Origin of the sequence: Paenibacillus hebaui, from assembly GCF_051934385.1 — a bacterium.
In the GTDB taxonomy this organism is placed as follows: Bacteria; Bacillota; Bacilli; order Paenibacillales; family Paenibacillaceae; genus Paenibacillus.
Window position 1 is genome coordinate 6,784,237 of record NZ_CP196836.1, and the last position, 25,442, is coordinate 6,809,678.

21 protein-coding genes are annotated in these 25,442 nt (G+C 48.5%); 9 read left to right on the forward strand and 12 right to left on the reverse strand.

The window, feature by feature from the left end; all coding sequences use genetic code 11:
* Positions 1-109 precede the first annotated feature (109 nt).
* Positions 110-496 carry a DoxX family protein gene (locus tag ACR32F_RS30510; protein ID WP_440114080.1) on the reverse strand — a complete coding sequence of 129 codons (387 nt, stop codon included), beginning with the start codon at positions 494-496 and terminating at the stop codon, positions 110-112.
* Between the two features lie 400 nt (positions 497-896).
* Between ACR32F_RS30510 and ACR32F_RS30515 the strand changes: the two genes are divergently transcribed.
* Complete coding sequence (locus ACR32F_RS30515) at positions 897-1,181, forward strand: winged helix-turn-helix transcriptional regulator (RefSeq protein ID WP_440120062.1); 285 nt, start codon at positions 897-899, stop codon at positions 1,179-1,181.
* Positions 1,182-1,307: 126 nt separating this feature from the next.
* Here ACR32F_RS30515 and ACR32F_RS30520 read toward each other — a convergent pair whose 3' ends face one another.
* From ACR32F_RS30520 to ACR32F_RS30540, 5 genes are all read right to left on the reverse strand, one after another.
* A complete protein-coding gene (locus ACR32F_RS30520; protein ID WP_440114083.1) occupies positions 1,308-2,312 on the reverse strand; it encodes a Gfo/Idh/MocA family protein in 1,005 nt (334 codons plus the stop codon).
* 68 nt (positions 2,313-2,380) lie between these two features.
* The gene (locus tag ACR32F_RS30525; protein WP_440120063.1) at positions 2,381-4,039 is read right to left on the reverse strand and encodes a glycerol-3-phosphate dehydrogenase/oxidase; all 1,659 of its coding nucleotides are present in this window, start codon (positions 4,037-4,039) and stop codon (positions 2,381-2,383) included.
* A gap of 391 nt (positions 4,040-4,430) precedes the next feature.
* Positions 4,431-5,918, reverse strand: a complete 1,488-nt coding sequence (gene glpK, locus ACR32F_RS30530; protein ID WP_440114086.1) for a glycerol kinase GlpK — start codon at positions 5,916-5,918, stop codon at positions 4,431-4,433.
* 35 nt (positions 5,919-5,953) lie between these two features.
* A complete protein-coding gene (locus ACR32F_RS30535) occupies positions 5,954-6,520 on the reverse strand; it encodes a glycerol-3-phosphate responsive antiterminator (protein WP_440114089.1) in 567 nt (188 codons plus the stop codon).
* 293 nt (positions 6,521-6,813) lie between these two features.
* On the reverse strand, positions 6,814-7,581 hold the full coding sequence (locus ACR32F_RS30540; RefSeq protein WP_440114092.1) for a GTP cyclohydrolase II: 768 nt from the start codon (positions 7,579-7,581) through the stop codon (positions 6,814-6,816).
* Between the two features lie 321 nt (positions 7,582-7,902).
* On the opposite strand from ACR32F_RS30540, the gene ACR32F_RS30545 reads away from it, so the two are divergent.
* The 4 genes from ACR32F_RS30545 to gntK all read left to right on the forward strand — a co-directional run bounded on the left by ACR32F_RS30545 (position 7,903) and on the right by gntK (position 12,958).
* Positions 7,903-9,177 (forward strand): ABC transporter substrate-binding protein, encoded by a 1,275-nt coding sequence (locus ACR32F_RS30545; protein WP_440114095.1) that lies wholly within the window; start codon positions 7,903-7,905, stop codon positions 9,175-9,177.
* A gap of 130 nt (positions 9,178-9,307) precedes the next feature.
* Entirely contained in the window at positions 9,308-10,174 is an 867-nt protein-coding gene (locus ACR32F_RS30550) for a carbohydrate ABC transporter permease (RefSeq protein WP_440120064.1), read from the forward strand.
* A gap of 20 nt (positions 10,175-10,194) precedes the next feature.
* On the forward strand, positions 10,195-11,022 hold the full coding sequence (locus ACR32F_RS30555; protein WP_440114098.1) for a carbohydrate ABC transporter permease: 828 nt from the start codon (positions 10,195-10,197) through the stop codon (positions 11,020-11,022).
* A gap of 385 nt (positions 11,023-11,407) precedes the next feature.
* Positions 11,408-12,958 (forward strand): gluconokinase, encoded by a 1,551-nt coding sequence (gene gntK, locus ACR32F_RS30560; RefSeq protein WP_440114101.1) that lies wholly within the window; start codon positions 11,408-11,410, stop codon positions 12,956-12,958.
* Positions 12,959-13,529: 571 nt separating this feature from the next.
* Here gntK and ACR32F_RS30565 read toward each other — a convergent pair.
* Complete coding sequence (locus ACR32F_RS30565) at positions 13,530-13,919, reverse strand: nuclear transport factor 2 family protein (protein WP_440114104.1); 390 nt, start codon at positions 13,917-13,919, stop codon at positions 13,530-13,532.
* Positions 13,920-14,079: 160 nt separating this feature from the next.
* Here ACR32F_RS30565 and ACR32F_RS30570 point away from each other — a divergent pair, with 160 nt between their 5' ends.
* The 3 genes from ACR32F_RS30570 to ACR32F_RS30580 all read left to right on the forward strand — a co-directional run bounded on the left by ACR32F_RS30570 (position 14,080) and on the right by ACR32F_RS30580 (position 16,376).
* Positions 14,080-14,397 (forward strand): ArsR/SmtB family transcription factor, encoded by a 318-nt coding sequence (locus ACR32F_RS30570; protein WP_440114106.1) that lies wholly within the window; start codon positions 14,080-14,082, stop codon positions 14,395-14,397.
* Between the two features lie 61 nt (positions 14,398-14,458).
* Positions 14,459-15,274 (forward strand): hypothetical protein, encoded by an 816-nt coding sequence (locus ACR32F_RS30575; RefSeq protein WP_440114109.1) that lies wholly within the window; start codon positions 14,459-14,461, stop codon positions 15,272-15,274.
* A gap of 142 nt (positions 15,275-15,416) precedes the next feature.
* Complete coding sequence (locus tag ACR32F_RS30580) at positions 15,417-16,376, forward strand: MraY family glycosyltransferase (RefSeq protein WP_440120065.1); 960 nt, start codon at positions 15,417-15,419, stop codon at positions 16,374-16,376.
* Positions 16,377-16,477: 101 nt separating this feature from the next.
* Here ACR32F_RS30580 and ACR32F_RS30585 read toward each other — a convergent pair whose 3' ends face one another.
* From ACR32F_RS30585 to ACR32F_RS30595, 3 genes are all read right to left on the reverse strand, one after another.
* Entirely contained in the window at positions 16,478-17,296 is an 819-nt protein-coding gene (locus ACR32F_RS30585; RefSeq protein ID WP_440114112.1) for a carbohydrate ABC transporter permease, read from the reverse strand.
* Positions 17,296-18,189: a carbohydrate ABC transporter permease gene (locus ACR32F_RS30590; protein WP_440114115.1), complete on the reverse strand. Its 894-nt coding sequence runs from the start codon at positions 18,187-18,189 to the stop codon at positions 17,296-17,298. Before ACR32F_RS30590 ends, ACR32F_RS30585 begins: the two co-directional genes overlap by 1 nt.
* Positions 18,190-18,320: 131 nt before the next feature.
* Entirely contained in the window at positions 18,321-19,664 is a 1,344-nt protein-coding gene (locus ACR32F_RS30595) for an ABC transporter substrate-binding protein (RefSeq protein ID WP_440114118.1), read from the reverse strand.
* A 475-nt stretch (positions 19,665-20,139) separates the two neighbouring features.
* Between ACR32F_RS30595 and ACR32F_RS30600 the strand changes: the two genes are divergently transcribed.
* Positions 20,140-21,171 (forward strand): LacI family DNA-binding transcriptional regulator, encoded by a 1,032-nt coding sequence (locus ACR32F_RS30600; RefSeq protein WP_440114121.1) that lies wholly within the window; start codon positions 20,140-20,142, stop codon positions 21,169-21,171.
* Between the two features lie 505 nt (positions 21,172-21,676).
* Here the strand turns inward: ACR32F_RS30600 and cydC are convergent.
* Both cydC and cydD read right to left on the reverse strand, forming a co-directional pair.
* Positions 21,677-23,626 (reverse strand): thiol reductant ABC exporter subunit CydC, encoded by a 1,950-nt coding sequence (gene cydC, locus ACR32F_RS30605; RefSeq protein WP_440114124.1) that lies wholly within the window; start codon positions 23,624-23,626, stop codon positions 21,677-21,679.
* Between the two features lies 1 nt (position 23,627).
* Positions 23,628-25,442, reverse strand: a complete 1,815-nt coding sequence (gene cydD / locus ACR32F_RS30610) for a thiol reductant ABC exporter subunit CydD (protein ID WP_440114127.1) — start codon at positions 25,440-25,442, stop codon at positions 23,628-23,630.

The following is a 25,442-nucleotide window of genomic DNA, read 5'->3' on the forward strand; positions in this document are numbered from 1 at the left end:
CGCTGGCAGTGGTCATCTTTAGTCTATTTATTCGAGCATAATGTTCCTTGTTACGCGACGATCTGATCCATCGATAATTAACCCACATTGGCTCATTCTGAGCCCTTATCTACGCCTGCGCAGTCTCCATATTTGCCTCCTCTTCTTCCAATTGGCGCATGCCCATGATCAGAATGATGATATTGGCAACCAACAACACCGCCGGGAAAGGAATCGCCGAATATTGTCCATAAATCAGATGACTTCCCACAGCCCCAATTAAAATGAACGTCAGTATGCCTGAAGCCAGAATACGAGTACGCGGAATCAATAGACCTACAGCACTTAGCAGCTCCACAGCGCCAAGCAGATACATCGTCCATGTCGGATAGGAGAAACTTTCGAAAGTCTGTATCATCAACTCTGCTCCGCTCACCTTGCTATACCCTGTCATCACAAACACACCCGCTAACACAACCAGTACAATATATCCCACAATGCGCAACCCTTTGTTCATATGTATGGTCCTCCTGTACTGTCATCAAAAAAGTATCTATGTCAAAGTTCCCGAAGGTAACTTCATTTTAGAAAAGTTCAGCGTAGTGCACTGTCAAATTAGTATGTATTCATATTATACGTATTAATTATCATTAACTTACTTTTATGAAGTGAGTATATAATAATAACATTATTTATTCAAGTAATTTTATGATGAATGGTGTATACTACATACAAAAGGTATGTTACGGTATTATCCGTAGTAACTTATGGACTTGATTGCCCCTTAATCTCGTTAGAGTCGCAGAAAGCCAAGCACTTTTATATACATGCACACATTCATTGAACCATGAATCGAGGTGAACACGTTGAAGCTGAGAAAAGTAAAATCGCCAAGTCCCTGTCTGATCACTCAGGCCATGGATATTATAGGTAAGAAGTGGGTGCTGCTGATCATGTATCAACTGTTATCCGGACCCAAGCGGTTCACGGAACTGGAAGCGGAGATGGCTATTAGCGGACGGCTGTTATCTGAACGTCTGAAGGAAATGGAAACGGAAGGCATTGTAACCCGTCACATGTTTCCAGAGATCCCTCCCCGTGTAGAGTATGAATTGACACCCAAAGGCAGAGCTATTGAACCTGTCATTAATCAGATATATAACTGGTCCTCCGACTGGCTGAAGCAGCAGCAATCCAAGTAGCCCGACTTTTGATCAACACAAATACGCCTGAATCTGGCGGATCTTCGGATCAGTTCCAGATTCAGGCGTATTTGTCATGCACTTATAATTTGTCAAACACTCATAACTCATCGGTACTATTAAGCATCATTTCGAGAATTGGTTGGATGGCTGAACCCGTACCGGCAATCCCGAATCTGCCGAAACCAGCGCCGCCGTTGTAATCTCTTGTGTAAGACAGGCATCCGTATAGTCGGACAAAATTCGTGAACGGTCCCCGGTACGAAGGGCGTGAATGAATGCCTCGTTCTCCCGCTCATATGGATTATGTCCTGCCGGAATCTCCAGGCCTGCCATTGCATGTGGAGCAGCACTTGGCAGAAGCAGACGTTCCGGTGTCCAATCCCATACCCCGGCATCTGTGTAAAATTGGAGTCCTGCACCGCCTTCTCCATCTGGCAGCAGGCACGTATTGGCGATGCTTGCAATAGCACCACTTTCCAGCTTGAGCGTGACATTCGCCACATCGGCAACGGTGACATGATCATGCCTCTCGTGCATGCTTCGCTGAGCAGCTACAGCGTATACTTCCGTGACTTCTCCTGCACAATACCGGAGCAAGTCTACGATGTGTGTAGTCTGCTCCACGAATTGTCCTCCTGAACCGTCCTGTCGACGCCACCAGGCAACCCCGGGCATTCCACCCATCCAGCGTCCAAGCGCCATGCCTACGGTTTGTCCCTTCATGGCTTGCTTCAGTACTTGTGCAGCCTCCTGGTAGCGGAAGTGGTAACCTACCGAGGTCAACAATCCGCTCTTCTGCACCTGTTCCAACACCTGGCGCGGGACATCCATTCCGGTACTCAATGGTTTCTCCACGAGGAATGGAATAGCACGGCGGATCAATTCCGTTTCAATCGAGCCGTGAGACATTGGAGGCACACAGATATAAACCGCATCCAGCTTCTCACCTTCCAACATATGTTCAAGCTCACCGTAACCAACAGCATCATAGACAGAAGCCATCGCCTCTGCCTTTTCCAATGTTGTCCCATAGACACTCGCCACACGAACGCCTTCCATTCGTGCCAGGATATCCGCATGTACCTTGCTGAACCAGCCTGTTCCAATGATTCCGATCTGTAATGTCATGGATGTAATCCCCTCTCTATGTTACACGCTTACATGTTCCATTCGACTCCCAGATGCGAAATCCTGCCTTAGATTTTGCCGGATGCTTCCAACAGTAGCCGATCCAGTTCCTGTGCATATCGTTCAGCTCGCTCTTCGGACCAATTCAAACGTTCTGCCATATAAGAACTTACCGCTGCCTTACAACGACGGACTTCGTCAATGCGGAAAAACAGATCCCCTGTGCGTCTCACAAAAAAGTCTGATGGTGTCATGGCCATCTCTTCATCTAGCGCATAATTCAGCATCAGCAACAGTTCCTGCGGCATGCCATGAAGCTCAGCCTTCGTTCGCGGATTGGGGATTCGCTCATACAGTGCGTCCACGTTGGAGCCATATGTGCGAGCTAGTCGCTCGGCAACAGTCCGCTCAAGCCCTAGTGCAACGCCGTCCTTAATCTTACGTTCAGCATAAGAAGTAAATCCAGCCGAACCACCCACGTCTCCTCCCGAGATCGGCATTCTTTTGGTTATACATGGGCCTGTCATTCGTCCAGTCTCCTGCTCCAATTGGCGGGCGGCGAGGTCAACGACCATTTCGGCCATTTTGCGGTATCCGGTTAACTTGCCTCCGGCAATTGTAATCAGCCCAGAAGGAGATACCCAAACTTCATCTTTACGGGAAATTTCGGAAGGATTCTTGCCTTCCTCATGAATCAGCGGACGCACACCTGCCCAACCGGACTCCACATCCTTCACACCAATCTGTATATCGGGAAACATGCCATTCACTGCATCAATCACATACTCGCGGTCTGACTCGGAGATCAGCGGGTGTGCAGGATCATCCTGAAAGACCGTATCGGTTGTCCCTACATAGGTTTTGCCATCACGCGGGACCGCAAAAACCATTCGTCCATCCGGTGTATCAAAATATACCGCCTGTCTTAACGGGAAACGCACTCCGTCAAACACCAGATGAATGCCTTTGGTCATCTGCAACGTTTTGCCTTGCCGAGAACCATCCACTTCCCGTAGCTCGTCCACCCATGGACCGGAGGCATTGATCACTTTGCTAGCCCGAAGCGTATAGGTGTCACCACTAATCTGATCCACAGCCTGAATACCTGTAATCCTGCCGTTCTCTTTCAGAAAACCATGTGCCTTCACATAGTTCACAGCCTGTGCCCCACGCTTTACGGCCTCCTTCATGACTTCAATGGTCAGTCTGGCATCGTCTGTTCGGTATTCCACATAGAGTCCACCCCCCAGCAACCCTTTCTTACGCAGCAAAGGTTCACTATTCGATACAGCTCCGGCATTCAACATTTGGCGCCGTTCACTACGCTTCACTCCAGCGAGCCGGTCATACACCATCAAACCAATGGATGTGCTGAAGCGGCCAAATGTACCAGCCGTGTAGATGGGCAGCAGCATCGGCTCAGGTGTCGTCACATGCGGCCCATTCTCATAGACCACGGCTCGCTCCCGCCCTACCTCCGCGACCATTTTCACTTCAAATTGCTTCAAATAACGCAAGCCACCATGAACCAGCTTGGTAGAACGACTGGAGGTGCCTGCCGCAAAATCCTGCATTTCCACAAGTGCGGTCTTCAGTCCACGAGAAGCCGCATCCAGCGCAATCCCTGCGCCTGTAATCCCACCGCCGATGATTAATATGTCAAAATGTGCATTCGCCATCCTGTGCAGATTTTCGGTACGCTGTTCAGCTGAGAAAGATGTCCCCATCATTGTTCCTCCCATTGATTGCCTTTGTTTACCCGCAAAAGAACAAAAAAAAGACCACGTCATTCGCTTCAGCAATTGCTGAGCGGCACGTGGTCTCTCCCGATCTCCAGACATCATTTTTTAACTTGTGCCTTAATCCTATCACAGATTTAGGGCGGCGTGAAGGCCTGAAAGGACACATTATTCAAAAAAATTTTAAAAATTTATTCTGCCAACGGATGTAATTTCAAACAAATCCACTAATACTTTATTTTTCCTTATAGTGGGTATATTTTTTCCCTTCTCCAGGAAGAAAAACCCTGTAAGTTATGCATCATTTTCCACCAATAAATATCATTTATTGTATATGTTTAACGAAAAAGTACAAATGCCCATTCTAAAGGTAATCCACTCATTTGAAGGCCAGCGCTGCCTTGACCGCACGTTGCCATCCTGCATACAGTTCAATCCGTTGTTCATCCGCCATAACCGGATGGAAGACACGTTCCGTATTTTCGTGATCCGCCAATTCATCTGCACTATCCCAGTACCCTACCGCCAGTCCTGCCAGATAAGCTGCACCCAGTGCAGTCGTTTCATTCACCGTAGGGCGTTCGACGGGGATGCCCAGAATGTCGCTCTGGAATTGCATGAGAAAATCATTGGCCGCTGCCCCGCCATCAACACGCAATGCATGTACCGGAATGCCTGAATCGGACTCCATCGCAGTCAGCACATCCTTCGTCTGATAAGCCAGTGCCTCCAGCGTTGCTCGGATAAAGTGTTCCTTGGTCGTGCCTCGTGTCAGGCCGAATACCGCTCCCTTAACGTCGCTATCCCAGTACGGGCTGCCAAGTCCCACAAATGCAGGCACCATATACACACCCTCCGTGGAAGGTACACGCACGGCATAGTCTTCACTATCCTTCGAGGAGCGGAGCATCCTCAAGCCATCACGCAGCCACTGAACCGCTGAGCCTGCGACAAAAATGCTGCCTTCCAGCGCGTATACTACCTTGCCATTCATTCCCCAGGCAATCGTTGTAATCAGCCCGTGATCCGACTGCACCGGATGTTCCCCGGTATTCATAAGCATGAAACAACCGGTGCCGTATGTGTTTTTCATGTTGCCCTTGGTATAACAGCCTTGACCGAACAGGGCCGCCTGCTGATCTCCTGCCGCTCCTGCGATGGGAACCTGATGACCGAAGAAATGATAGTCGACCGTATGTGCATACACCTCGGATGAACCACGTACCTCTGGCAGCATTGCTTTGGGAATATCGAGAATATGCAACAATTCGTCATCCCATTGCAATTCATAGATGTTGTACATCAGTGTGCGCGAGGCATTGGATACATCCGTAACGTGTGTACCTCCGCTCAACTTCCAGATCAGCCAGCTGTCGATCGTACCAAACAGCAGTTCACCCTTTCCTGCCCGCTCCCGGGCACCAGGTACATGATCCAAAATCCACTTTACCTTTGTACCGGAGAAGTACGGATCTATAAGTAATCCCGTTTTACGATGGAAAAGGTCGCCCAATCCCTTTGTTTTCAATTCATCACAGATATCTGCGGTCTGTCTGGACTGCCAGACAACAGCATTATAGATGGGTCTTCCTGTTTCTTTGTCCCATACGACTACCGTCTCCCGCTGATTCGTAATGCCGATTCCGGCAATCTGAACCGGCTTGATTTCACTCTCCGCAAGGCAAGAAGCCATAACGGCAAGAATGGAACTCCAGATTTCGTTGGCATTCTGCTCCACCCACCCTGGCTTGGGGAAATACTGTGGAAATTCCTGCTGTGCAATATGCACAATCTGCCCGCTGCGGTTAAACAGAATAGCCCGAGAGCTTGTCGTTCCCTGATCAAGAGCCAACACATATTGTTCCATACAGACAACCTCCTGTTGTGGGATTCCTGCTTTTATTATGTAAGCGATTTCTCAAAGTGTCGAATCAGATCCGTATTGGATGTAGTGACTGCCGTTGCTCCAACCTCAAGTGCCAATTCGACTTCTTCCGGTGAGCGAATCAGTCCACCCGCAATAATAGGTATACCCGTGCGTGCCGATACCTCGGCAATAATATGCGGAATGACACCGGGTAACACCTCAATATAATCCGGTTGGGTTTTAGCGAGCAACAGATAACTTTTCTCCAGTGCATTTGTATCCAACAGAAAAACGCGCTGAATTGCTGTGATTCCTTTTTGCTTCGCCTTCTGAATTACACTGGCTCGCGTCGAGATCAGTCCTGCTGGGCGAATGTGCTGACAGAGATACTCTGCTGCATATTCATCGTTCTTCAATCCCTGTATGAGATCTGCATGCAACAGTATTTTTTTGTCACGCCGCCGCGCCTCATCCACTACACTCAGAAGCTGTGCAATATGGGTATCCAGCATAACCCCATAGGTATAAGGGCCTTCAATCATCGCTTCAAACTGCTTCATGTTCTTGGCAGCCGGCAAAATCCGTTGTCCCTCAAATGGCACCTTCGTTCCTCCCGTATTACTCAGATGATTATATTGTATAATCCGTACGGTGTGAACGGCAAGCGCAAACCGGGGAGCATGAGAGTATATCTTGTTCTATCGATAAAAACAAGAAGGCTCAGCCGCCATATCACACTAATATAGTTCTACAAAAATTACACAAAAAGCTGTCGCTGTACTTCTCCATACCGGAGTGTACAACAACAGCTGATCCATGTATTTCTTATGTGGTATAAAATTATCTACGTCACAACGTTACCTGTTCCTTCATATGATTGCATCCAACCGATTTCTTACGCTTGTGCATGTGGAAGCAGTGTATCTGCTCCAGACCAGCTATCACTTTCGGATAAATGACCCGAACGATTAACCTTTGTCTGCAAATATTTCTCATTGAAGGCAGAGCGATCTCCCCACAGTGGAACACGTCCACCCACATTCAATCCGGCTTCTTGCAGGGCAGCCAGCTTGCGCGGGTTATTCGTGATCAAGGTAACAGGTGCTGAACGAAGCGCCCGCAATACGGCAATGGCATCATCATAGTTACGTGCATCATCCGTGAATCCAAGTTGCAGGTTCGCATCTACCGTGTCCAGACCTTCCTCCTGCAAAATGTACGCCATCGCTTTGCTGAACAGACCGATGCCACGTCCCTCATGGTTGGCAAGATAGAACAGCGCACCTGATCCATGAGCAGCAATCATTTTCATCGACTGCTCCAGTTGGAAGCCACAATCACAGCGCTTGCTGCCAAAGATATCGCCTGTATGACAGATACTATGCATCCGAATGAGCGCTTCGTGTGCGTCGGCAAAATCACCATACACCAGCACGCTGGATTGCTGCCGCTCTGCAAGTTCTGCAGAAGCCAGAGATTCGATCAGCTCACTGCTCTCCATCACTTTATCCGATTTCATCCAGCTGTACCACTGGAAATCACGTGTCTCTCCATCCAGGTTCACCGGAAGTTTAATCGGTCCAACCAGGTATATGAACTCTTTTCCACTCGGAAAAGTCTGGATTTTGGGTGCAAGTAGCTGAATAATATGTGAATTGATCATTATTGGTTCCTCCTGTTAAGCCGTCTGGTATGAAATGATTCGCATCCGGACCGTAAATGGATCACTGGATGGTATATAGTACGCATCTATATTATCGTCATCATCATTAGTTACTTTATGTAAGTTAGTTTAAAATAAAAATTATAATGTGTCAAGTAACTTTTGTTTCTAAAGTAACTAATAAAATTCATGAGACCTAACCGACACAAATTTGTGTTTCAATTCTAGAATATTGGGTATGAGTTTATAAACTGCTCATACACTTATGTTGTAGTCCAACGCACTTCATGCCTCGAACTTAACGATGAGGGGGTTATGCACATGATCCGCCGAAAAAGAACATGCTGGACAGCCATTCTGCTAGTCTGTGTCATGCTGGTGAGCGGATGCTCCATCTGGCCGGGACAGAACGATTCATCGAACAACAAAAAGGTAACGCTTACATTGTGGTACTGGAACCGCTCCATCGATGATAAGCTGATTGCCAAGGCCAAGGAAAAGTTCCCCAATATTGAACTTACCGCTCAGAAAATCGGTGGTGATTTCAAGGCAAAACTCAAAACGACACTCGCTGCGCGCTCAGGTGAGCCAGACATTGTCGCATTGAACGATTGGATCATGGAGCTCTTTCCCAGCGAAGACCGTTTCTATAACCTGTATGATCTCGGCGCAAGAGACGTTGAAGACCAATATCTGGCGTGGAAATGGAAGCAAGGCGTAACGCCGGGTGGACAGATGATCGGTTTCCCGATGGATACGGGACCGACAGCCCTTTTTTACCGCGCTGATCTCTTCAAGGAAGCTGGACTCCCGTCCGAGCCTGAAGAAGTGTCTCGTCAGTTGGACAATTGGGATGCCTATGCCGCTGCTGGAGAACAGATCAAAGAGAAGTTCGGAGGCAAGGTATTTCTCACCGATAATATTGGAACCGTTTACAATCAGATGATGTCACAAGGCACAGATCGTTATTTCCGTCCTGACGGATCATTTATCGGCCTGGATTCACCACTGGTCAAGCAGAGCTGGGACACCGCCGTTTCCTTCAAACAAAAAGGACTGCTCGCCAACGCAGACGGTTGGACACCCAGCTGGAATGCAGCGATGAATAATGGCGAAATCGCTTCCTTTGTGGGGGCAGTCTGGATGAAACAAGTCATACAGGAAGCTGCCCCGGACACATCAGGTAAATGGCGGGTTGCTCGCGCTCCTGGAGGAGATGGCAATAACGGTGGATCATTCCTGTCTATCTTGAAGTCTAGCAAACATCCCAAAGAAGCATTCGAACTGATTAAGTGGCTGCAAAGTCCTGAAAATCAGTTGGAACAGTATCAGACATTGAACCTGTTCCCTTCGGCGCCGGAGGTGTTCGATACACCTGCAATGAAAGAAGAAGAACCTTTCTTCGGCGGTCAGGCAACAGGGACTGTGTTTGCCGAATCGGCACAGCATGTGCCCGATGCTTTCTTTGGCGAACGATATCCTTCCGTACACAACATCATTACTCGACGGCTGAATGATATTGCCAAGCAAAATGCCGATCCACAGCAGGTTTGGACCGATACTGTGCATCGTGTTGAGCGGGAATTACAGCGTTAATTCAGACAACTCTATGAGATGGCTATCCGCAAAGGAGGAAATTCATATGGCTGTAACCGAACCTCGCCTCACTCCCGATCCCGGAACAGCAAGCCCGGATTTGGATCGGCAAAAATCGCTTTTGTCCCGGATGTGGGAACATCGTGCACTTTATGTTGCGATATCACCATTTTATATTTTATTTGCTGTATTTGGACTGTTCCCTATTGGGTTCTCGTTATATCTGGCCTTCCATAAATGGGACGGCATCGGTGTGATGACCTACAACGGGATAAACAATTTCAAATATATGCTGACGGACGCAGAGTTCTGGCAAGCAGTAGGCAATACGTTCATGATCTGGATCTACTCGACGATTCCGATGCTGTTCTTTGCCCTGATTATTGCCTTTCTGCTGCATGCACCATTTGTGAAGTTCCGTACGCTGTTTCGGGTCGGTTATTTCCTGCCGAACGTGACGTCCATCGTAGCTGTTGCCATTATCTTTGGTGCTTTGTTTGCCAACAACTACGGCTTTCTCAACTACCTATTGCAGTCGGTCGGGCTCCCGGTGGTAGAATGGCTGAATGCACCCTGGGGTATCAAAGTGGCGATCTCCTCCATGGTGGTCTGGCGTTGGACAGGATATAACGCCGTCATCTATTTGGCCGGACTTCAGAGTATCCCGCAGACGTTATACGAAGCGGCTAAGATTGACGGGGCATCAGCGATGCAATCCTTTTTCCGAATTACAATTCCGATGCTGCGTCCGGTTATCCTGTTCACGGTCATTACATCGACCATCGGTGGTATGCAACTGTTCACAGAGCCTCAAGTATTGGTAGGCAATGATGGCGGCGCGGGTGCGGCAGGCATGACGATTGTTTTGTACCTCTACCGTGAATCGTTCATTAACAATTACTTCGGATACGGTGCTGCCGTTGGCTGGGGCATGTTCCTCATCATCGCCCTGTTCTCGATTGTGAACTGGAAGCTTGTTCAAGGCAAATCATCCTGATGTAACAAGGGGGAGCGCTCATGACGTCCAAACACCTCAAATCTCTGGTACTGTATACCGGTCTTATCGGGGGCATGCTCATATCCATGTTCCCGTTCTATTGGCTGATTGTAATGTCTACCCGGACGACGTCCGACATATACAAGTTCCCGCCCCAGCTCTGGTTCGGGGGTGAACTGTGGAATAACATTTCGCGGGTGTTGCAGCAGATTGATTTCTGGGGCGCCTTTCTGAATACGTTGTTTGTGTCGGGCCTGGTGACGATCCTGGTGCTATTTTTTGACTCACTCGCGGGGTTTGCGTTTGCGAAGTTTGAGTTTCCCGGCAAGAAGTGGCTCTTCATCCTGCTGCTCGCCACCATGATGGTGCCTTCTCAGCTGTCGCTGGTGCCTTCCTTTGTGCTGATGGCCACGTTTGGCTGGGTCGGTTCCTTCAAAGCCCTCATTATTCCGGGCATGGTGAACGCCTTCGGCATCTTCTGGATTCGCCAGTATGCGACGGACTCCATCCCGAACGATCTGCTGGATGCAGGCCGCATCGATGGCTGTAACTTCTTCCGACTCTATTGGAACGTGGCGCTGCCAATTCTGCGACCCGCCTTTGCTTTCCTTGGCGCGTTTACCTTCATCGGTGTATGGAATGACTATCTGTGGCCTCTGATCGTCCTGACGGATGAACGCAAATATACGTTACAGATTGCGTTGTCTCAGTTGAACGGGCTGTATAACACAGACTATGCCATGGTCATCGCAGGTACACTACTCGCGGTCATTCCGCTTATCGTGATGTTCCTGTTCATCAGCCGCCAGTTTATTTCGGATATTGCCGCAGGAGCGGTGAAAGATTGAAGATCATCGTTTCCTGCTCTCGTTTCGTAGTGTCATGTTCTGATTGATGTCGTGTTTGGGTCCATTTTGATCCATCCTTCAAGTCTGATATTCTTATCTATAGATGAAATACCAGATGCCGTATAAGTTGAATGAATAGCGACACGTGGGCGGAGGGGACAGAAAAGCCTCATGAAGCTGTAAAAAGCGGAAGCCAACCACCTTTCAATTCCAGTGGAAAGCTGCTGCGGAAACATATGCTTCGCATTTATAACCAAATTTCTCCCTTTAAAGAGGGATCACAGAAATTTGGGGATAACGGCGATCGGAAGCCTTTCTGTACCCGGAGTGTTAACGTGTAACAGCATTCAATTCACTTATATATTTAAGAAAGAGGGATGATAAAATGGCTTCTTCACCCTATATGATTGGCGTAGACATCGGCACGACCTCCACCAAGGCCGTTCTGTTCGAACAGAACGGAACCATCGTGGCTCAGGGCGGTGCCGATTATCCCCTGCACACCCCCACTCCAGCGATTGCGGAGCAGGATGCGGAAGATATTTTCAAAGCAGTCCTCGAATCGGTCAAGCAGGCAACGTCCAAAGCGGGCGTTAAGCCGGATGAAATCCTGTTTGTCTCGTTTAGTTCCGCCATGCACAGCATTCTGCCTGTGGATCAACACGGCAAACCGCTGATGCGGGCCATGACATGGGCAGATAACCGCAGCGCCGAGTGGACCGAAGTACTTAAAACCAAAATGAATGGTCACGAAATCTATCTAAGAACAGGAACACCGATCCACCCCATGTCACCTCTAACCAAAATCATGTGGTTGACCCGGGATCAGCCGGAACTGTTCAAACAGACACACAAATTGATTTCCATGAAAGAATATGTCTTCTATAAATTGTTCTCCGAATATGTCATCGACCACTCGATGGCCTCCGCCACCGGACTCATGAATCTGGAAAAACTCGACTGGGATACGGAAGCGCTAGATGTGGCGGGCATCACGCCAGATCATCTTTCCCGACTTGTACCGACGACACATGTGCTGAAACATGGATTGCACCCAGAGTACGCCAATGAGATGGGCATTGCAGTAACCACACCCTTTGTCATCGGGGCAAGTGATGGCGTGCTCTCCAATCTGGGCGTTAACGCGATTGACCCCGGTGTCGTGGCGGTTACGATCGGTACCAGCGGAGCCATTCGAACGGTCGTGGACAAGCCGATGACCGATCCGAAAGGACGCTTCTTCTGTTATGCGCTCACCGAGGATGCATGGGTGATTGGCGGGCCGGTGAACAATGGCGGCGTTATTTTTCGCTGGATTCGGGATGAGTTTGCAGCGTCCGAGGTGGAGACAGCCAAGCGACTTGGTATCGATCCGTATGAGGTCCTGACTCGTGTCGCCGAAAATGTACCCCCAGGCTCGGAAGGTCTGCTGTTCCATCCCTACATGACGGGTGAGCGCGCCCCACTCTGGAACCCGAATGCACGCGGCTCATTCTTCGGCTTGACGCTGCATCACAAGAAAGAGCATATGATTCGCGCTGCGCTCGAAGGCGTATTGTTCAATCTGTACACCGTCATGCTGGCGATTGAGGAGAAGATTGGTCGTCCGAAAAAAATCCAGGCCACGGGCGGCTTCGCCCGCTCCGAGCTGTGGCGTCAGATGATGGCCGATATTTTCGACCAGGATGTCATCATTCCCGAAAGCATCGAGAGCTCCTGTCTTGGGGCAGCCGTACTCGGTCTATATGCCCTTGGCCGCATCGATTCCCTCCATGCCGTTTCCGGCATGATTGGATCGACGCATCGGCATCGGCCGGACCCGGATAGTGTTCGCGTATACCGCGAACTGCTGCCGATCTTCATCCGTATCTCCCGCAAGTTTGAAGAGGAATATGCGGATATTGCTGCTTTTCAGAATAAGGCGATGCAAGAGTAGTATGTAATTTGTGAGTGGGCGTGGTTGATTTCATCACAGACCGCCCCGCTCCCCCTGCCTTCTACTTTCTGCTACACACTATACGCTTTTTAACGAATCGCACGCACCTTATTAGAAGGTTAAAGCTTAAGCTTGGTTGAGTAACCTAACGAATCTCAGCTGCCTTATATCAGCTTACATGGCCCAAAACCTGTCCAAGAACTGAAATTGCAGGATAATAACTTGTCTGTGATTCGTTAAAATCTTAAATTCGCCGAATTTAACCCCATAGCGTGTGTCCAGTTCATTAGAAGTAACACGAAATATTAATCCATTAAAAAGAGCGACCCGCCCTGTGCATTCATGGTGGGATCGCTTTTTTTTGTGGAGCATTCTTTCTCATAAATCCATTCTGGATGATATAGACGACCCATTCCTGGTTGGTATCTTTGCACATAGCACAGCCTTACAACTGAGCCTGCTCTGTTCAAGTTGAAAGATTGACCAAAAAGAAAAAAAGAGAGTGTACGATTCATAAAAATCGATTACTCTCTTCCCGATTCAATCTATCTTTGGTTAGATTCTGATCGTATTACTGATTATATCTGCTGAACGCATTCTCGTCAGCTTGCACGTTCTCCAGGTACACGATCTGTCCTGCATCATTTACCCGAGCGATGTCGATACCTGTTTTGGCATAAACCGTTCCATCAGCGGCTTGTCCACATACGGCCCAATTCGTCTGGTAGCTGCCGTCAGGCTGAAGTACCCACTGGTCCCACATATGTTTTACGTCCTTGTTATACTCGTAGAAAGCTTTCATAAAACCATCAAATCCTGTTCTGCTCGTGCCGTTAAGCACAATCTCTGCATCCGGTGTAAACAGGGACAAGAGATCCTGCATCGCACGCTCGTCCGCGCGTGAAGCATCAAATAGACGGAAATAGTTGTTTAACATGGTCATGGTACTTGTAGCATTCATTCATATTCCTCCTAGAATAAAATCCGATTCCACACTTAAGTTCGATTAATTTCGAACTATATGAAATGAAATGTAACACACTTCCCAACCCATTAACAACCCTCAGTTCGAAAAAAATCAAACATTGAAAGAGATTGTCGAATGTGCTACCGTCTTAGATATGAGAACTCCAACAATACCTAAGGCGTCGGAAATGAGCCTGACCACTGTCTGCAACGCACTCGGTGATCCGTTACGCATGAAAATCGCACACTGTCTGGCCAGCTCTGGCGAGAAAAACTGTTCTGCCTTCGAAGTCGACCATATTTCCAAGTCAACGTTGTCCCATCACATTAAAATTCTGCGTGAAGCTGGCCTGATCCAGCCGCGCATTGAAGGTAAACAGCACTTTTATTCCCTTAGAAAGGAAGAACTACACGCGCGTTTTCCAGGACTGGTAGAAATGATTCTGAATACAACCGAGGAATATGCACACTGAGGAACACACTCTTGATTCGCACAATGCATCATTTTATTATCCTGAATGGGAGGCTGATTTTTTGGACAAAAAAGCGGCAAAAATACTGATGAGCACCTTCTGGGGAAGCGGCGGTTGGAAAACGACATCTGCTCCCTTCTCGGGGGATGACTTTGAATATGCCAAAAGCAAAGGTATCATGTTCGATCCGTTGACCATCACCCATGATGAAATCGTCAAACGTCTCTACGAGATCCACCAGGATCACTCCCTCAAGGAACGCGTAATATCGGCTTTTCTGCATAGCCTGTCTACCAAAAAAGGTTATTTGCGAAGCGCCTTGTCCAGTTGGGCCCTGACTACCACCTTACCCTTACATACTTATGAAGAACGCCGTGCAGTACACGCCAATACCAGCTCTTGCGGGGATTGCAACTTCCTGCGGATTCAATCGGATAAATCCTATTCGAATGTGGATTTGAACGTGCTGAACTTTGAACGGATCAAATGGGGCGGGGTTCGCCACAACTCCCTGATTTACTGCCTGATGGATCTGGAGCTATTGTTGTCTGACAAGGAAGAAGCTTATGACGTAACTGACGCAGACGTCGACATACTTGTGAACATGCTTGAAGTGGCACAATCCTGCGAACCACATGAAAGTGCACGCTCTCTCGAAAAAAGGTGGAAAGGTTTGTTCCCTTCCAGCAAACAGGAACGGGACGCTATCCTGGAAATCTGGGGTGCATCCGGCTTGCTTGTTCCACAGGACACACCGCGTAAAGGAAGAGGCGGATATAGCGACTTTCAGTTTGCCGCAACCTGGCAGGGGGATGACAGCTACATGGCAGAAGCAGCGCATGATTACTTTGGCCCTTATCTTCCTCAAACGTACTGAACCGTAACCAGAATGTGGCTGACCCTGCATTTACTCGGCCAACTTTTATAACCGTCAGGTTACAATAATGACATCGACAGATTTCCCGTTTAGCTCGTATAATAGGGGGAAATGGAAAGATAGGAGTGAACCAAGCACAATTATGGTATACATACTGGCTTTTTTGCTATCTTTTGCTGTCGTTGTTCTGCTTATTCCGCCGCTTGGCCGATTGGCACATCGATTGGACTTTGTGGACAAGCCCCGTGAAGACGTGGAGCGTAAGCTGCACAGGCAGCCGATTCCACTGACGGCGAGTTACGCGATATTTACTGGATTCTTCCTGACATACATTGCTTTAACAAAAGAAATTACATGGGAGACAGCGGCGCTGGTCGCAGGCGGCATGCTCCTGTTAACGATTGGTACAGTCGATGACTGGTATAAAACAAAAGGCAAAGACTTCCCTGCCCTGCCCAAGATGATCGTTCAGGTCTCGGCGGCAGTGCTCGTATTCGCTTCTGGCATCGCCTTCACCGGGTTCGTGAATCCACTCAACTCCGAATACATCATGCTCCCGATCTGGCTGCAGTTCATTCTGACGATCCTCTGGATCTTTGGTGTAACCACAGTCATTAACTTCTCGGACGGCATGGACGGACTGGCTGGCGGACTGTCGGCTATCTCGGCAATCACACTGTTTGTCGTTGCACTGGCTAAAGGTCAAAGTGATTCAGCACTCATGTCCATCATTCTGGTCGGGGTAACCATTGGTTATCTGAAATACAACAAAGCTCCCGCCAAGGTGTTCATGGGTGATGCAGGGGCTACGTTCCTCGGTTTCATCCTGGCGGTCATCGCTCTTGATGGTGCATTCAAACAAGCGACCATGCTGTCGATCTTCATTCCGATTCTGGCGCTGGGTGTACCGATCTTCGACAACATTTTTGTAGTGATCAAACGTTTCATCCAAGGTAAAGCTATCTACCAGGCAGATGCAAGTCAGGCTCATTACCGCTTGCTACGTGCAGGTCTGAATCACAAACAGGTGGTTGGCGTGCTGTATCTCGTCAGCATATGCCTCTGTCTGTCCTCTATTATTTTGATGCTCGTAGAACTGTAAAAGGTCAAAACAAACAAGGAAGCAACCCTCAATCCAATGAGGTTGCTTCCTTATTTTTGTTCACCTATGGTTAACACTTTGCACGCTACCCTGCACCTAAATTAAGATTTAATAGCCCCGGCCATAGCCCCTCCAACAATAAAGCGTTGCAAAGCAACGTACAGTACAACCAGCGGCAATGTAACGATCAGAATACCGCAGGCGAGCAGCGGCCAGTTGTTCATGTATTGCCCATAAAATGTGAAGAGTCCCTTCGTTACCGGCTGATAATTCGGATCAGACAAGTAAATAGTAGGTCCAATAATATCGTTCCATACACCAATCGCAGTGAGAATAATGCCTGTTGCCAGGATCGGCTTCATTAACGGAACAAGGATGGTGAACAAATACCGTGTATATCCACACCCATCCATGGCAGCCGCCTCATCCAGTTCACGCGATACAGATTTGATATAACCCACAAACATCAAAAATGCAATTCCCGTACCCGTCGTCTTCAGTATAATGTATCCCAATTGGGTATTGTAGAGACCCAGATTGTTAATCAAGGAAAACTGCGGAATAAGCGGATTAGGCAAATACATGGAAATCAGAAAGAAAATATAAATGAATGTGCTGAACTTAACGTATCTGCGGGCAAGCGGAAAGGCAGCAAATATGGATAAAATTAATGTCAGGAACGTGGACGTCCCTGTATAGAGCACACTGTTCCACATATACTGAGAGAAGCTCCCTTTATTCCATGCTTCAGAAAAGTTTTCAAGCCGTATTCCTTTGGTGAGGGCTACAGGATCAAGCAAATACTCCATTTGTGTTTTCATTGATACATTGAATAAATAGAACAGAGGAAAAACGTACAACGCAAGCATAAGCAGGACGATGACGTAACTGACCATTCTCGACGTTTGGCTCTGCTTCATTACACTTCCACCTCTCTTCTGCGAAGATAAAACAGCGCCACCATGGATATCGTAAATACAAAGAGAAACTGAATCATGGCAACGGCAGAAGCTAAACCGTAATCAGCCGTTCCGCTGCCAAACGCCGTAGCATATACATCAAACGCAAGCGTCGTTGTATTGAACTTGCCACCTGTGAGTACATAGATAATGTCAAAGGTTTGCAAAGCTCCGATAATGGACAGCAGCATGTTGACCGTGAATGAAGGGGCAATCATCGGGAACGTAATGTTTGTAAATGCTTTCCACCCCGAAGCACCATCCATGTAACCTGCCTCGTACAGATCGCTTGGAATGGATTGCAGACCTGCAAGAAAGATCGTCATGGAGTAACCCATGTACATCCAGATCTGAACGAAAATAATCAGTTCAAAGGCAATATTATAATCACCAAAAAAGTTAGAACTGGTGCCAAAGAAATTCAGAAATGACTGGGCTGGTCCACCCAGCGGATTCGCAACGAGTTGCCAGATGAGTCCGGACACCGTAACACCCAATACCACCGGCAAAAAGAATACCGCACGATACATTTTGTCGCCTCTAAGCTTCTTATTGATCAAGATCGCCATAAACAAGCCCACCGCATTTTGAATGATAACAACAGCAAACGCAAAATATAAAGATCGCCCAATAGCATCCAGTCGATCTCCCGCATTGGATGCACCGAAAAATGTTTTATAATTTTCAAAACCGACAAAGCTCCATTCCTGACCCCGAACGCCAGTGGCATCCGTGAACGAAAACAGTACCGTTACAATAGATGGCCCGAAACCAAACACCATGTACAACAGCAATGGAATGCTCAAATACAGATAAGGAATAAGTCGAGCCTTACCTTTTCCAAAGGGATACATCGTCCTCACACCTTTCATAAGGTAAAATTTAGACAAAGGAAAACCGGAATAACAGCCTGGTCTGGCCTAAAGGCTCTGACCCCGAGCGCTATTCCGGCGCATGCGGCACATATTGTGCCATGGATGCTCATTTATTTTGGAGCAGCAGCGTCCCAATCCACTTGTGATTTGCTGGCAAGCTCTTCCGGCGTTGCAATCGGTCCGGCAGGCTTGAGCATTTCCGCGTGAACGCTGGACTCAGCAATGTACTGTCCTACATTTTGACGGTTAATGAACAGCTGATCCCAGGAAAGCTTGAAGTCTTCTAGGTACGGCTGTATGCCCTTGATAAATTCACTCGTCATCTCCACATCAGGCTGTGTCGGCAAGAAGCCGGCTGCATTAACAAAGTCTGTGTAGTTCTCTTTCTCCGACAACATTTCAAGCCATTTCAGTGCGTAGTCCTTGTTCGGTGATTTATCCACCACCATCCAGGTCATATCGTATTTACCAGCCAAATTCTTGTTCTTGGCCGCATCATTGCTACCCGGGATCGGGAAATATCCGAATTTCAGTTCAGGATTTGCCGTTTGAATCGTCGTTGCATCCCAAGTACCGTCAGCAATCATGGCAACCTTACCTGTTGCAAACAAACTTGGCAGTGTACCGTAGTCAACACCCATGAAACCCGGCATGGCACTGTTCATCAAAATCTGAGATTTCTGCAATACTTCGATTTGGATTGGATCAGTCAGCTTGGTTTCGCCAGTCCACAGACCTTGGATATAAGCAAGCTGATCATCATGAATAGAAGCCTGAAGACCTTGCACCGCGAGACCTATTGGCCACACGTCCTTGCCCGCCAGACCAATAGCTTCTACGCCGTTATCTTTAAACACTTTGATGACATTTTGCAATTCATCCCAGGTTGAAGGCACTTCCAGATTATATTTTGCGAAGAGGTCCTTGTTGTAGAACAGTCCTGTGAAAGCCACTTTACCCATGTTTACACCGTACACTTTGTCGTTGTACGTCATTGCGTTCTGTATGTCTGCTTCATTGTAGTTTTTGATGAACGATTGATCAGACAAGTCACTGATCAGCCCTGCATCGATCCATTGCTTCCACATCGGATCAGCAGCGCCCTTGGACCATTCCTGCGGAGCGCCTACAAAGCTTGATTTGAGCGGAATGATATCCACGTCCCCGTTATTACCAGCGTTCATCCGTGTTTGCATCAATTGATCGTAAGTAGCATCCGCCGGAACCGTAGTATATTCCACCTTCACTTCCGGATATTTCTCTTCGAATTTCTTATTAAACTCTTTGATGTAGTTGTTAATATTCTCCTGCTGCCAGTGAATAATCTTCAGCGTAACCTTTTTGCTGCCATCTGCAGCCTGACTGCCTTCCGATTCCGTAGAGTTGCTGCTACAAGCTGCAAGCAAAAATAATAGAGCGGTTACAAGTGAAATAGAAAAAATCTTTTTCGTCATATCGTTTCCCCCAACCATTTTAATATCGGTTTACGAAATCAGTTTCGTTAAATTCATCCTTATTATGACTCTACCTCTTTAATTTGTAAATAGTCAATTTCTCTTATTAAATTTATATGCTCCTAATCGGCTTGATATAAGGACTTTTTCACCTCTCCATCTCATTCACAGCCAGGTTCAACTTTACGAAAACTGCTGCAATCAGCATATGCCTCGAAGGTGATATACATACCTATTCCCTATCAAAACGACTTAAATCCACTATACTTATCCAGTTAATGAGCTAAAACTCGATTGATATTTTCGTAACAAATCTCTCTGACCATTTAAAATATATCGATGAATATTATTCCAGTATGAAAAACCCCTTCTGCTGTTGACTCTATGGGTCGTTGTAGCATAGAATATTTGCAGGAAAGCGAAAAAGGACACAGCCGCAGTTTTACGAAACTAGTTTAGAATCTGAGGGATGTAAATGAATATCAAAACGATAGCCAGTTTAGCCGGCGTGTCTGTTGCAACGGTGTCCAAGATCATCAACAACTATCCAGATATCGGCGAAGAGACTCGCCAGCGCGTGCTTAAGATTATGGAAGAGACCGGCTATCGTCCTTCTTCTTCAGCCAAAACGCTCGCAACCAAAAAATCCAACCTCGTTGGTGTCGTTTTTGCAGGGAAACTGAACGTAGATTTCAGCCACCCTTTCTTTGTACAGGTCATCAATGTTTTTAAGAAACAAATCGGCTTGCTTGGATATGATTTACTCTTTTTCTCGAATGAGAAGTTTCTGGACCAGGGCGAGGACTACTTGGCGCGATCCAAGTATTTTCAAGTCGATGGCTGCATTATTATTGCGGGGGATGAAGTGGAGAGCAGTGTGTCCGACCTTGATGCCAGTCCCATTCCTTGTATCGGAATTGACATCGAGCTGACAGGACAGAGCTCCTGTTACATCATGTCGGATAACGAGAAGATTTCGACCAAGGTTGTAGAGCAATTCTATATGAATGGTTACCGGGAAATGGGTTTTATCGGGCTGGAGCGCGCCTCTCTCGTGATGCAACAGCGGGAGAAGGCATTTAAGCGTTCCCTAAAGCAGTTTAGTCTTGAGGAGAACCCCGAATGGGTGGTATACAGCAAGGATTATGCCGCGGTGGACGGATACGAAGCCGCCCAAAAAATGCTCACCTGTGACGTCCTGCCACGCGCAGTGTTTGCAGCCACGGATCTGCTCGCATTCGGAGCTATCCGCGCCTTTAAGGAAGCGGGGTTGCGGATTCCGGAGGATATCGCTGTTGCAGGTTGCGACGATATCGAAGCCTGCCGTTATACTGATCCGCCGCTAACAACCGTCAAGCAGGATACCGACAAAATCGGACGCCTTGCCGCCATGATTCTGTTCGATCTGATGAACAAACAGATGGATAACCGCTGCATTAAAGTAGAGCCGGAACTGGTTCTGCGGCAATCCTGCGGCACAGCGTTGCTTCTGGAACAGAAGATCTGAACAAACACATGCGTGGTGCACAGCCGATGTTATCAGATCGGCCTTAACGCCATTCATCATCAGACCCATTGCCAAACGAACATAACGAGAAACCGTCAGCAATACGTGTATCGCTGCGTTATGACTACAGGCAAGGAGTGAGCATGACAAAAAAAGAGGGTTGTCCATAAGTCATGAACATGACGGAGGACAACCCTTGTTTGCGTTATTTTATTCTAAGGAACCTAGCACACCCTATTCGCTCCCATTTGTACAGAACCGAGATGTAATGAATCACAGAGACGTTATTTCATCAATTGGATCGATTTTCAAGCTTTGACACCATTTTATGACGGAGTAACGTGACTGAGGTTCATTAAACGTTGCATTCCTTGATTATACGCCTTTTAAGACGCGGCAGTTTCGTTAGCGCTTGGAGCGAGGGGAGATTCCTTTTGAGACAGCCCCCTTTGGGCGTTCAGAGAGAACCAACAGTCTCTCTATGTTGTTATACCAGGAGTACCTGCTATCTAGAAGCAGCAGGCGGCAGCGGAACCGCCGCAGTTTTCTGTCCGGCGGCCCAGCCTGGCCGGTCAAGTTCAACGAGACGGCGGTAACGTTCTTCCCGAGCCAGCAATTGTTCGTGAGAACCCTGCATGGTGATCTGCCCATTTTCCATAAAAATTAATTCGTCCATCTGTTCCACGCCCATTAGATGATGGGTGACCCAGATCATCGTTTTGCCCTGCATACTGTCCAGGATCGTGTGCATGAGCGCTCGCTCCGTCACCGGATCAAGACCTACCGTCGGTTCATCGAAAATGACAACAGGTGTTTCCCGCAACAATACCCGGGCTAACGCGATTCGGTGCCGTTCCCCGCCCGAGAAACGGAGACCTGTCTCCAGCATCGGCGTATCATACCCCTGCGGCAAAGATTCAATCAGACCGGATAAGCCCACCTGCGCGGCCACCCTCCTAATGTCCTCCATTGTTGCATCTGGACGGCCAATCCGTAGATTGTTCGCTACCGTTGTATCGAACAAATGTGGGCTCTGATTGAGCACGGCAATAACCTCAGGCACATTCTCGCCAAGTGTCTGAACAGGAAGATTGTTGATGAGTACCTTCCCGGTGGACGGAAGTAATGCCCCCTGAATCAGCTTCAGGAGTGTTGACTTCCCGCCACCGCTGCGCCCAAGAATAGCTAACCGTTTGCCTTGAGGAAGGTGAAGGGAGACATTATGTACTGCATAGGCATCATCTGATGCATAACGGTAACTTAAATGCTCCATCTCGATGTCTGCTCTTAACTTGGGCGGAATGCGTAGGCGAATTCGCCGTTCTGAGACACTCTCCGCAGCATGTGAGGACGAGGAACCCGAATGCTTCCCAGCCAATGCACCGCTGTCTTTTAATGCAGAGATCAAGCTCTCTGTTTCGCCAGCTTCTTCGGCTCCATGCTGCTCCGTTTGATACTCTTCTTTACCTTCCAAGCGCTGCAATCGTTCCAGCGATTCACGATACTGCGGAATATGTTCTATAGCATCACCTACTGGCAGGAGCGCTTCCGTTAGCGGAAACAGTACCAGTACAAAGGCGGCAATCATGACAGCAGGAAGTTGCCCGGCGGAAGCTGCATTCCCTGCCCATAACGTCACAGATACCACCATCAGCCCGATGACGCATTGGGCAAGCAGATCACGCCAGCGTGTCCACTGCCGCAATCGGCGACGTACTGCATCAGCCTCTCCCTCTGCTTGCTCCTGCTGACGTACAAATTCTCCGGCTCGCCCACTCGCCACCCAATCTCCGAGGCCAAGTACACCGTCCGTTAGGCGGGTATAGAGCTTGCTGTTTTCCTTTTTCAGCTTCACCCGCAGGTTCCACGTCACTTTGAGTGAAAGGGCAGGCAGCACGGCGACCAAAAACAACATGTACAGGCTCATCCACAGGGCAAAGCCCGGATCAACACTGCCAAAAGCCACAACAGCGCCACCGTACATCATCAGCGCAGTAACCGCGGGAAAAACTGTACGCAGATAAATATCCTGCAGCCGTTCCACATCTTCTGCGAGTGCGCCGAGCACATCTCCTGTCTGCATACGCGAACGTAGAAATAGTGCCTGCGGCTCCAGAATCCGGTACAGCTTCACTCGCTGATCCGCAAGCACACGCAGGACCGCGTCATGTCCAGCCAACCGTTCAACATATCGGAACACGGCGCGAAAAATCCCGAATGCGCGTACACCCACAATGGGCACGTACACCATCAAAATATTTTCAGGACGCAGTGCGGACTTGGAGATGAGAAATCCGGAGGTAAAGAGCAACAGCACCGCACACAACGTCGCGCATGTTCCCAGCGCAATGACTGCAATGAATCTCCAGCGGTACTGTGCCACATAAGGAGCGATCCAGCTATTCTTTTCTCTCCCGTTTCGGACGGTCTCCGTCTGCTCATATCCGGCTTTCATCTCATACCGCCTCCATCTGGGCCTGAACCATCTGATAATACATACCTTGGCGTGCCAGTAATTCCTTATGTGTACCTGTTTCTGCTACCGTGCCACCGTCCATGACGATAATCCGGTCCATATGTGGCATCCAGTGCAGACGATGTGTCGCCAGAAAGATCAGTTTGCCCTCAAACAACGGCAACATCGTCTGTTTCAGTTCATACTCCGTCTCCACATCCAGATGCGCTGTCGGTTCGTCCAGCAGCAAGACGGGCCGCGCACTGAGCAAAGCCCGTGCCAGAGCTACCCGTTGCTCTTGTCCACCGCTGAGCTGTCTGCCACCAGCCCCAATTAGCTCATGCAATCCACTTGGCAACGAGGACGCAAGTTTGTTCAATCCGGCTGCATTGATCGCTTCTGCTACTTCCGCATCGGAAGCTTCCGGCTTGTAGAAACGAACATTATCCGCCAGACTGCCACTAAAAATAGTTGGATGCTGCGGAATGGATGCAGCCTGTTTTGTCCATGCTTCCATCATCTCTGGAGATAAAGGCTCGCCGTTCATTAATACTTGACCTGAGGTCGGCGGTTGGAAGCCTGCCAGTACATCCATCAGGGTTGACTTTCCTGCACCGCTGGCTCCAATAATCCCTACCTTACCCAGACCCGAGACTTGAAATGTGACATCATTCAGGGAACAAGGTCCGTGCTTCTCATGCTGTACCTGCACATCGGTAAGCGCAAGTCTGCTGTCCTCATCCCATGAGAGAGTCGACATCGGCACCTCGTGATCCAATCTATTATGTTGTGGCGAAAGGGAAACTTCGTCCTTTCCTACCACACCATGTATAACGGTATTTGTGTAAGCTTCCTTTTGCTTCCGTTCAGCCGCTTTTCCTCGCTCAATCATCTGTCCGATGGCTTCCCCGGCTTCTTTACCATCCAATGTAGCATGATAATCAGCACCTACCATACGTACGGGCAGGAAGTATTCCGGGGCCAGAATGAGTACGGTCAGCGCTGGACCAAGTAACATATGCCCTTCCGTTAGACGCAACCCCAGTCCGACTGCCACTGTGGCTACAGACAGCATGGTGAAAAAGTCGAGTGCAAACGAGGACAGAAAGGCCATACGCAGGGTTGACATCGTGGCCTTCCGATACCGCTGGCTGACCCGAATAATCGTATCCGCATGTTTGCCGCTCTGTCCCAGTGTTTTCAATGTCTCCAGTCCACGCAGTGTATCGACAAAATGATTCGCCAGCGCTTTGTAGGACTTGAACTGCCCATCGATCTTACGCTGGGCAGCCAAACCAATTAGAATCATAAACACAATCAGGATCGGGAGTGTAAGCATCAGGATAATCCCGGACATCCAATCCAGTCTCAACACATACAGCAGAATGAGGATGGGTGTAAACCCCATGCCCAGCATGCGGGGAATAAACAGTTCCAGATATGTCTTGTACTGGGCTATTCCTTCGCGTGCCAGTGTAACCAGATGTCCTGTGCCTTCCGTTTTGGCAAAACGCGGTCCCAACCGGAACCACTGTTCCACCATCTGTCTACGCAGATCCGTTCCTGTCTTCTCTGCATACCTCGAAGTAACGAGCTGCAACCAGAAGGAAATGGCATAGCGGGCAGCAAAAGCAGCCAGGAACAGCAGCAGTACAGGGTATTGCTCCTTTACGGAAGATCCTTCAAACAATGCCGTTATGACCTGCGCCAGCCATTTGGCCTGCATAATAATCGTCATCGCCTGCAAGAGCACCAGCGCTGAAACCAGCGCCAGTACGGGCCGGATGCCCGGCAGCTTCAGCAACCCCCGTCCCAT

Bases quoted from the DNA above. Each gene is read 5' to 3' on its own strand.
- ACR32F_RS30550 (WP_440120064.1), top strand. From the start codon at position 9,308: ATGTGGGAACATCGTGCACTTTATGTTGCGATATCACCATTTTATATT.
- ACR32F_RS30595 (WP_440114118.1), bottom strand. From the start codon at position 19,664: ATGACGAAAAAGATTTTTTCTATTTCACTTGTAACCGCTCTATTATTT.
- ACR32F_RS30525 (WP_440120063.1), bottom strand. From the start codon at position 4,039: ATGGGGACATCTTTCTCAGCTGAACAGCGTACCGAAAATCTGCACAGG.
- ACR32F_RS30520 (WP_440114083.1), bottom strand. From the start codon at position 2,312: ATGACATTACAGATCGGAATCATTGGAACAGGCTGGTTCAGCAAGGTA.
- ACR32F_RS30590 (WP_440114115.1), bottom strand. From the start codon at position 18,189: ATGTATCCCTTTGGAAAAGGTAAGGCTCGACTTATTCCTTATCTGTAT.
- gntK (WP_440114101.1), top strand. From the start codon at position 11,408: ATGGCTTCTTCACCCTATATGATTGGCGTAGACATCGGCACGACCTCC.
- ACR32F_RS30545 (WP_440114095.1), top strand. From the start codon at position 7,903: ATGATCCGCCGAAAAAGAACATGCTGGACAGCCATTCTGCTAGTCTGT.
- ACR32F_RS30515 (WP_440120062.1), top strand. From the start codon at position 897: ATGGATATTATAGGTAAGAAGTGGGTGCTGCTGATCATGTATCAACTG.
- ACR32F_RS30570 (WP_440114106.1), top strand. From the start codon at position 14,080: ATGAGAACTCCAACAATACCTAAGGCGTCGGAAATGAGCCTGACCACT.
- ACR32F_RS30540 (WP_440114092.1), bottom strand. From the start codon at position 7,581: ATGATCAATTCACATATTATTCAGCTACTTGCACCCAAAATCCAGACT.
- ACR32F_RS30565 (WP_440114104.1), bottom strand. From the start codon at position 13,919: ATGAATGCTACAAGTACCATGACCATGTTAAACAACTATTTCCGTCTA.
- ACR32F_RS30580 (WP_440120065.1), top strand. From the start codon at position 15,417: ATGGTATACATACTGGCTTTTTTGCTATCTTTTGCTGTCGTTGTTCTG.
- ACR32F_RS30600 (WP_440114121.1), top strand. From the start codon at position 20,140: ATGAATATCAAAACGATAGCCAGTTTAGCCGGCGTGTCTGTTGCAACG.
- ACR32F_RS30585 (WP_440114112.1), bottom strand. From the start codon at position 17,296: ATGAAGCAGAGCCAAACGTCGAGAATGGTCAGTTACGTCATCGTCCTG.
- ACR32F_RS30555 (WP_440114098.1), top strand. From the start codon at position 10,195: ATGACGTCCAAACACCTCAAATCTCTGGTACTGTATACCGGTCTTATC.
- glpK (WP_440114086.1), bottom strand. From the start codon at position 5,918: ATGGAACAATATGTGTTGGCTCTTGATCAGGGAACGACAAGCTCTCGG.
- ACR32F_RS30510 (WP_440114080.1), bottom strand. From the start codon at position 496: ATGAACAAAGGGTTGCGCATTGTGGGATATATTGTACTGGTTGTGTTA.
- cydD (WP_440114127.1), bottom strand. From the start codon at position 25,442: ATGGGACGGGGGTTGCTGAAGCTGCCGGGCATCCGGCCCGTACTGGCG.
- cydC (WP_440114124.1), bottom strand. From the start codon at position 23,626: ATGAAAGCCGGATATGAGCAGACGGAGACCGTCCGAAACGGGAGAGAA.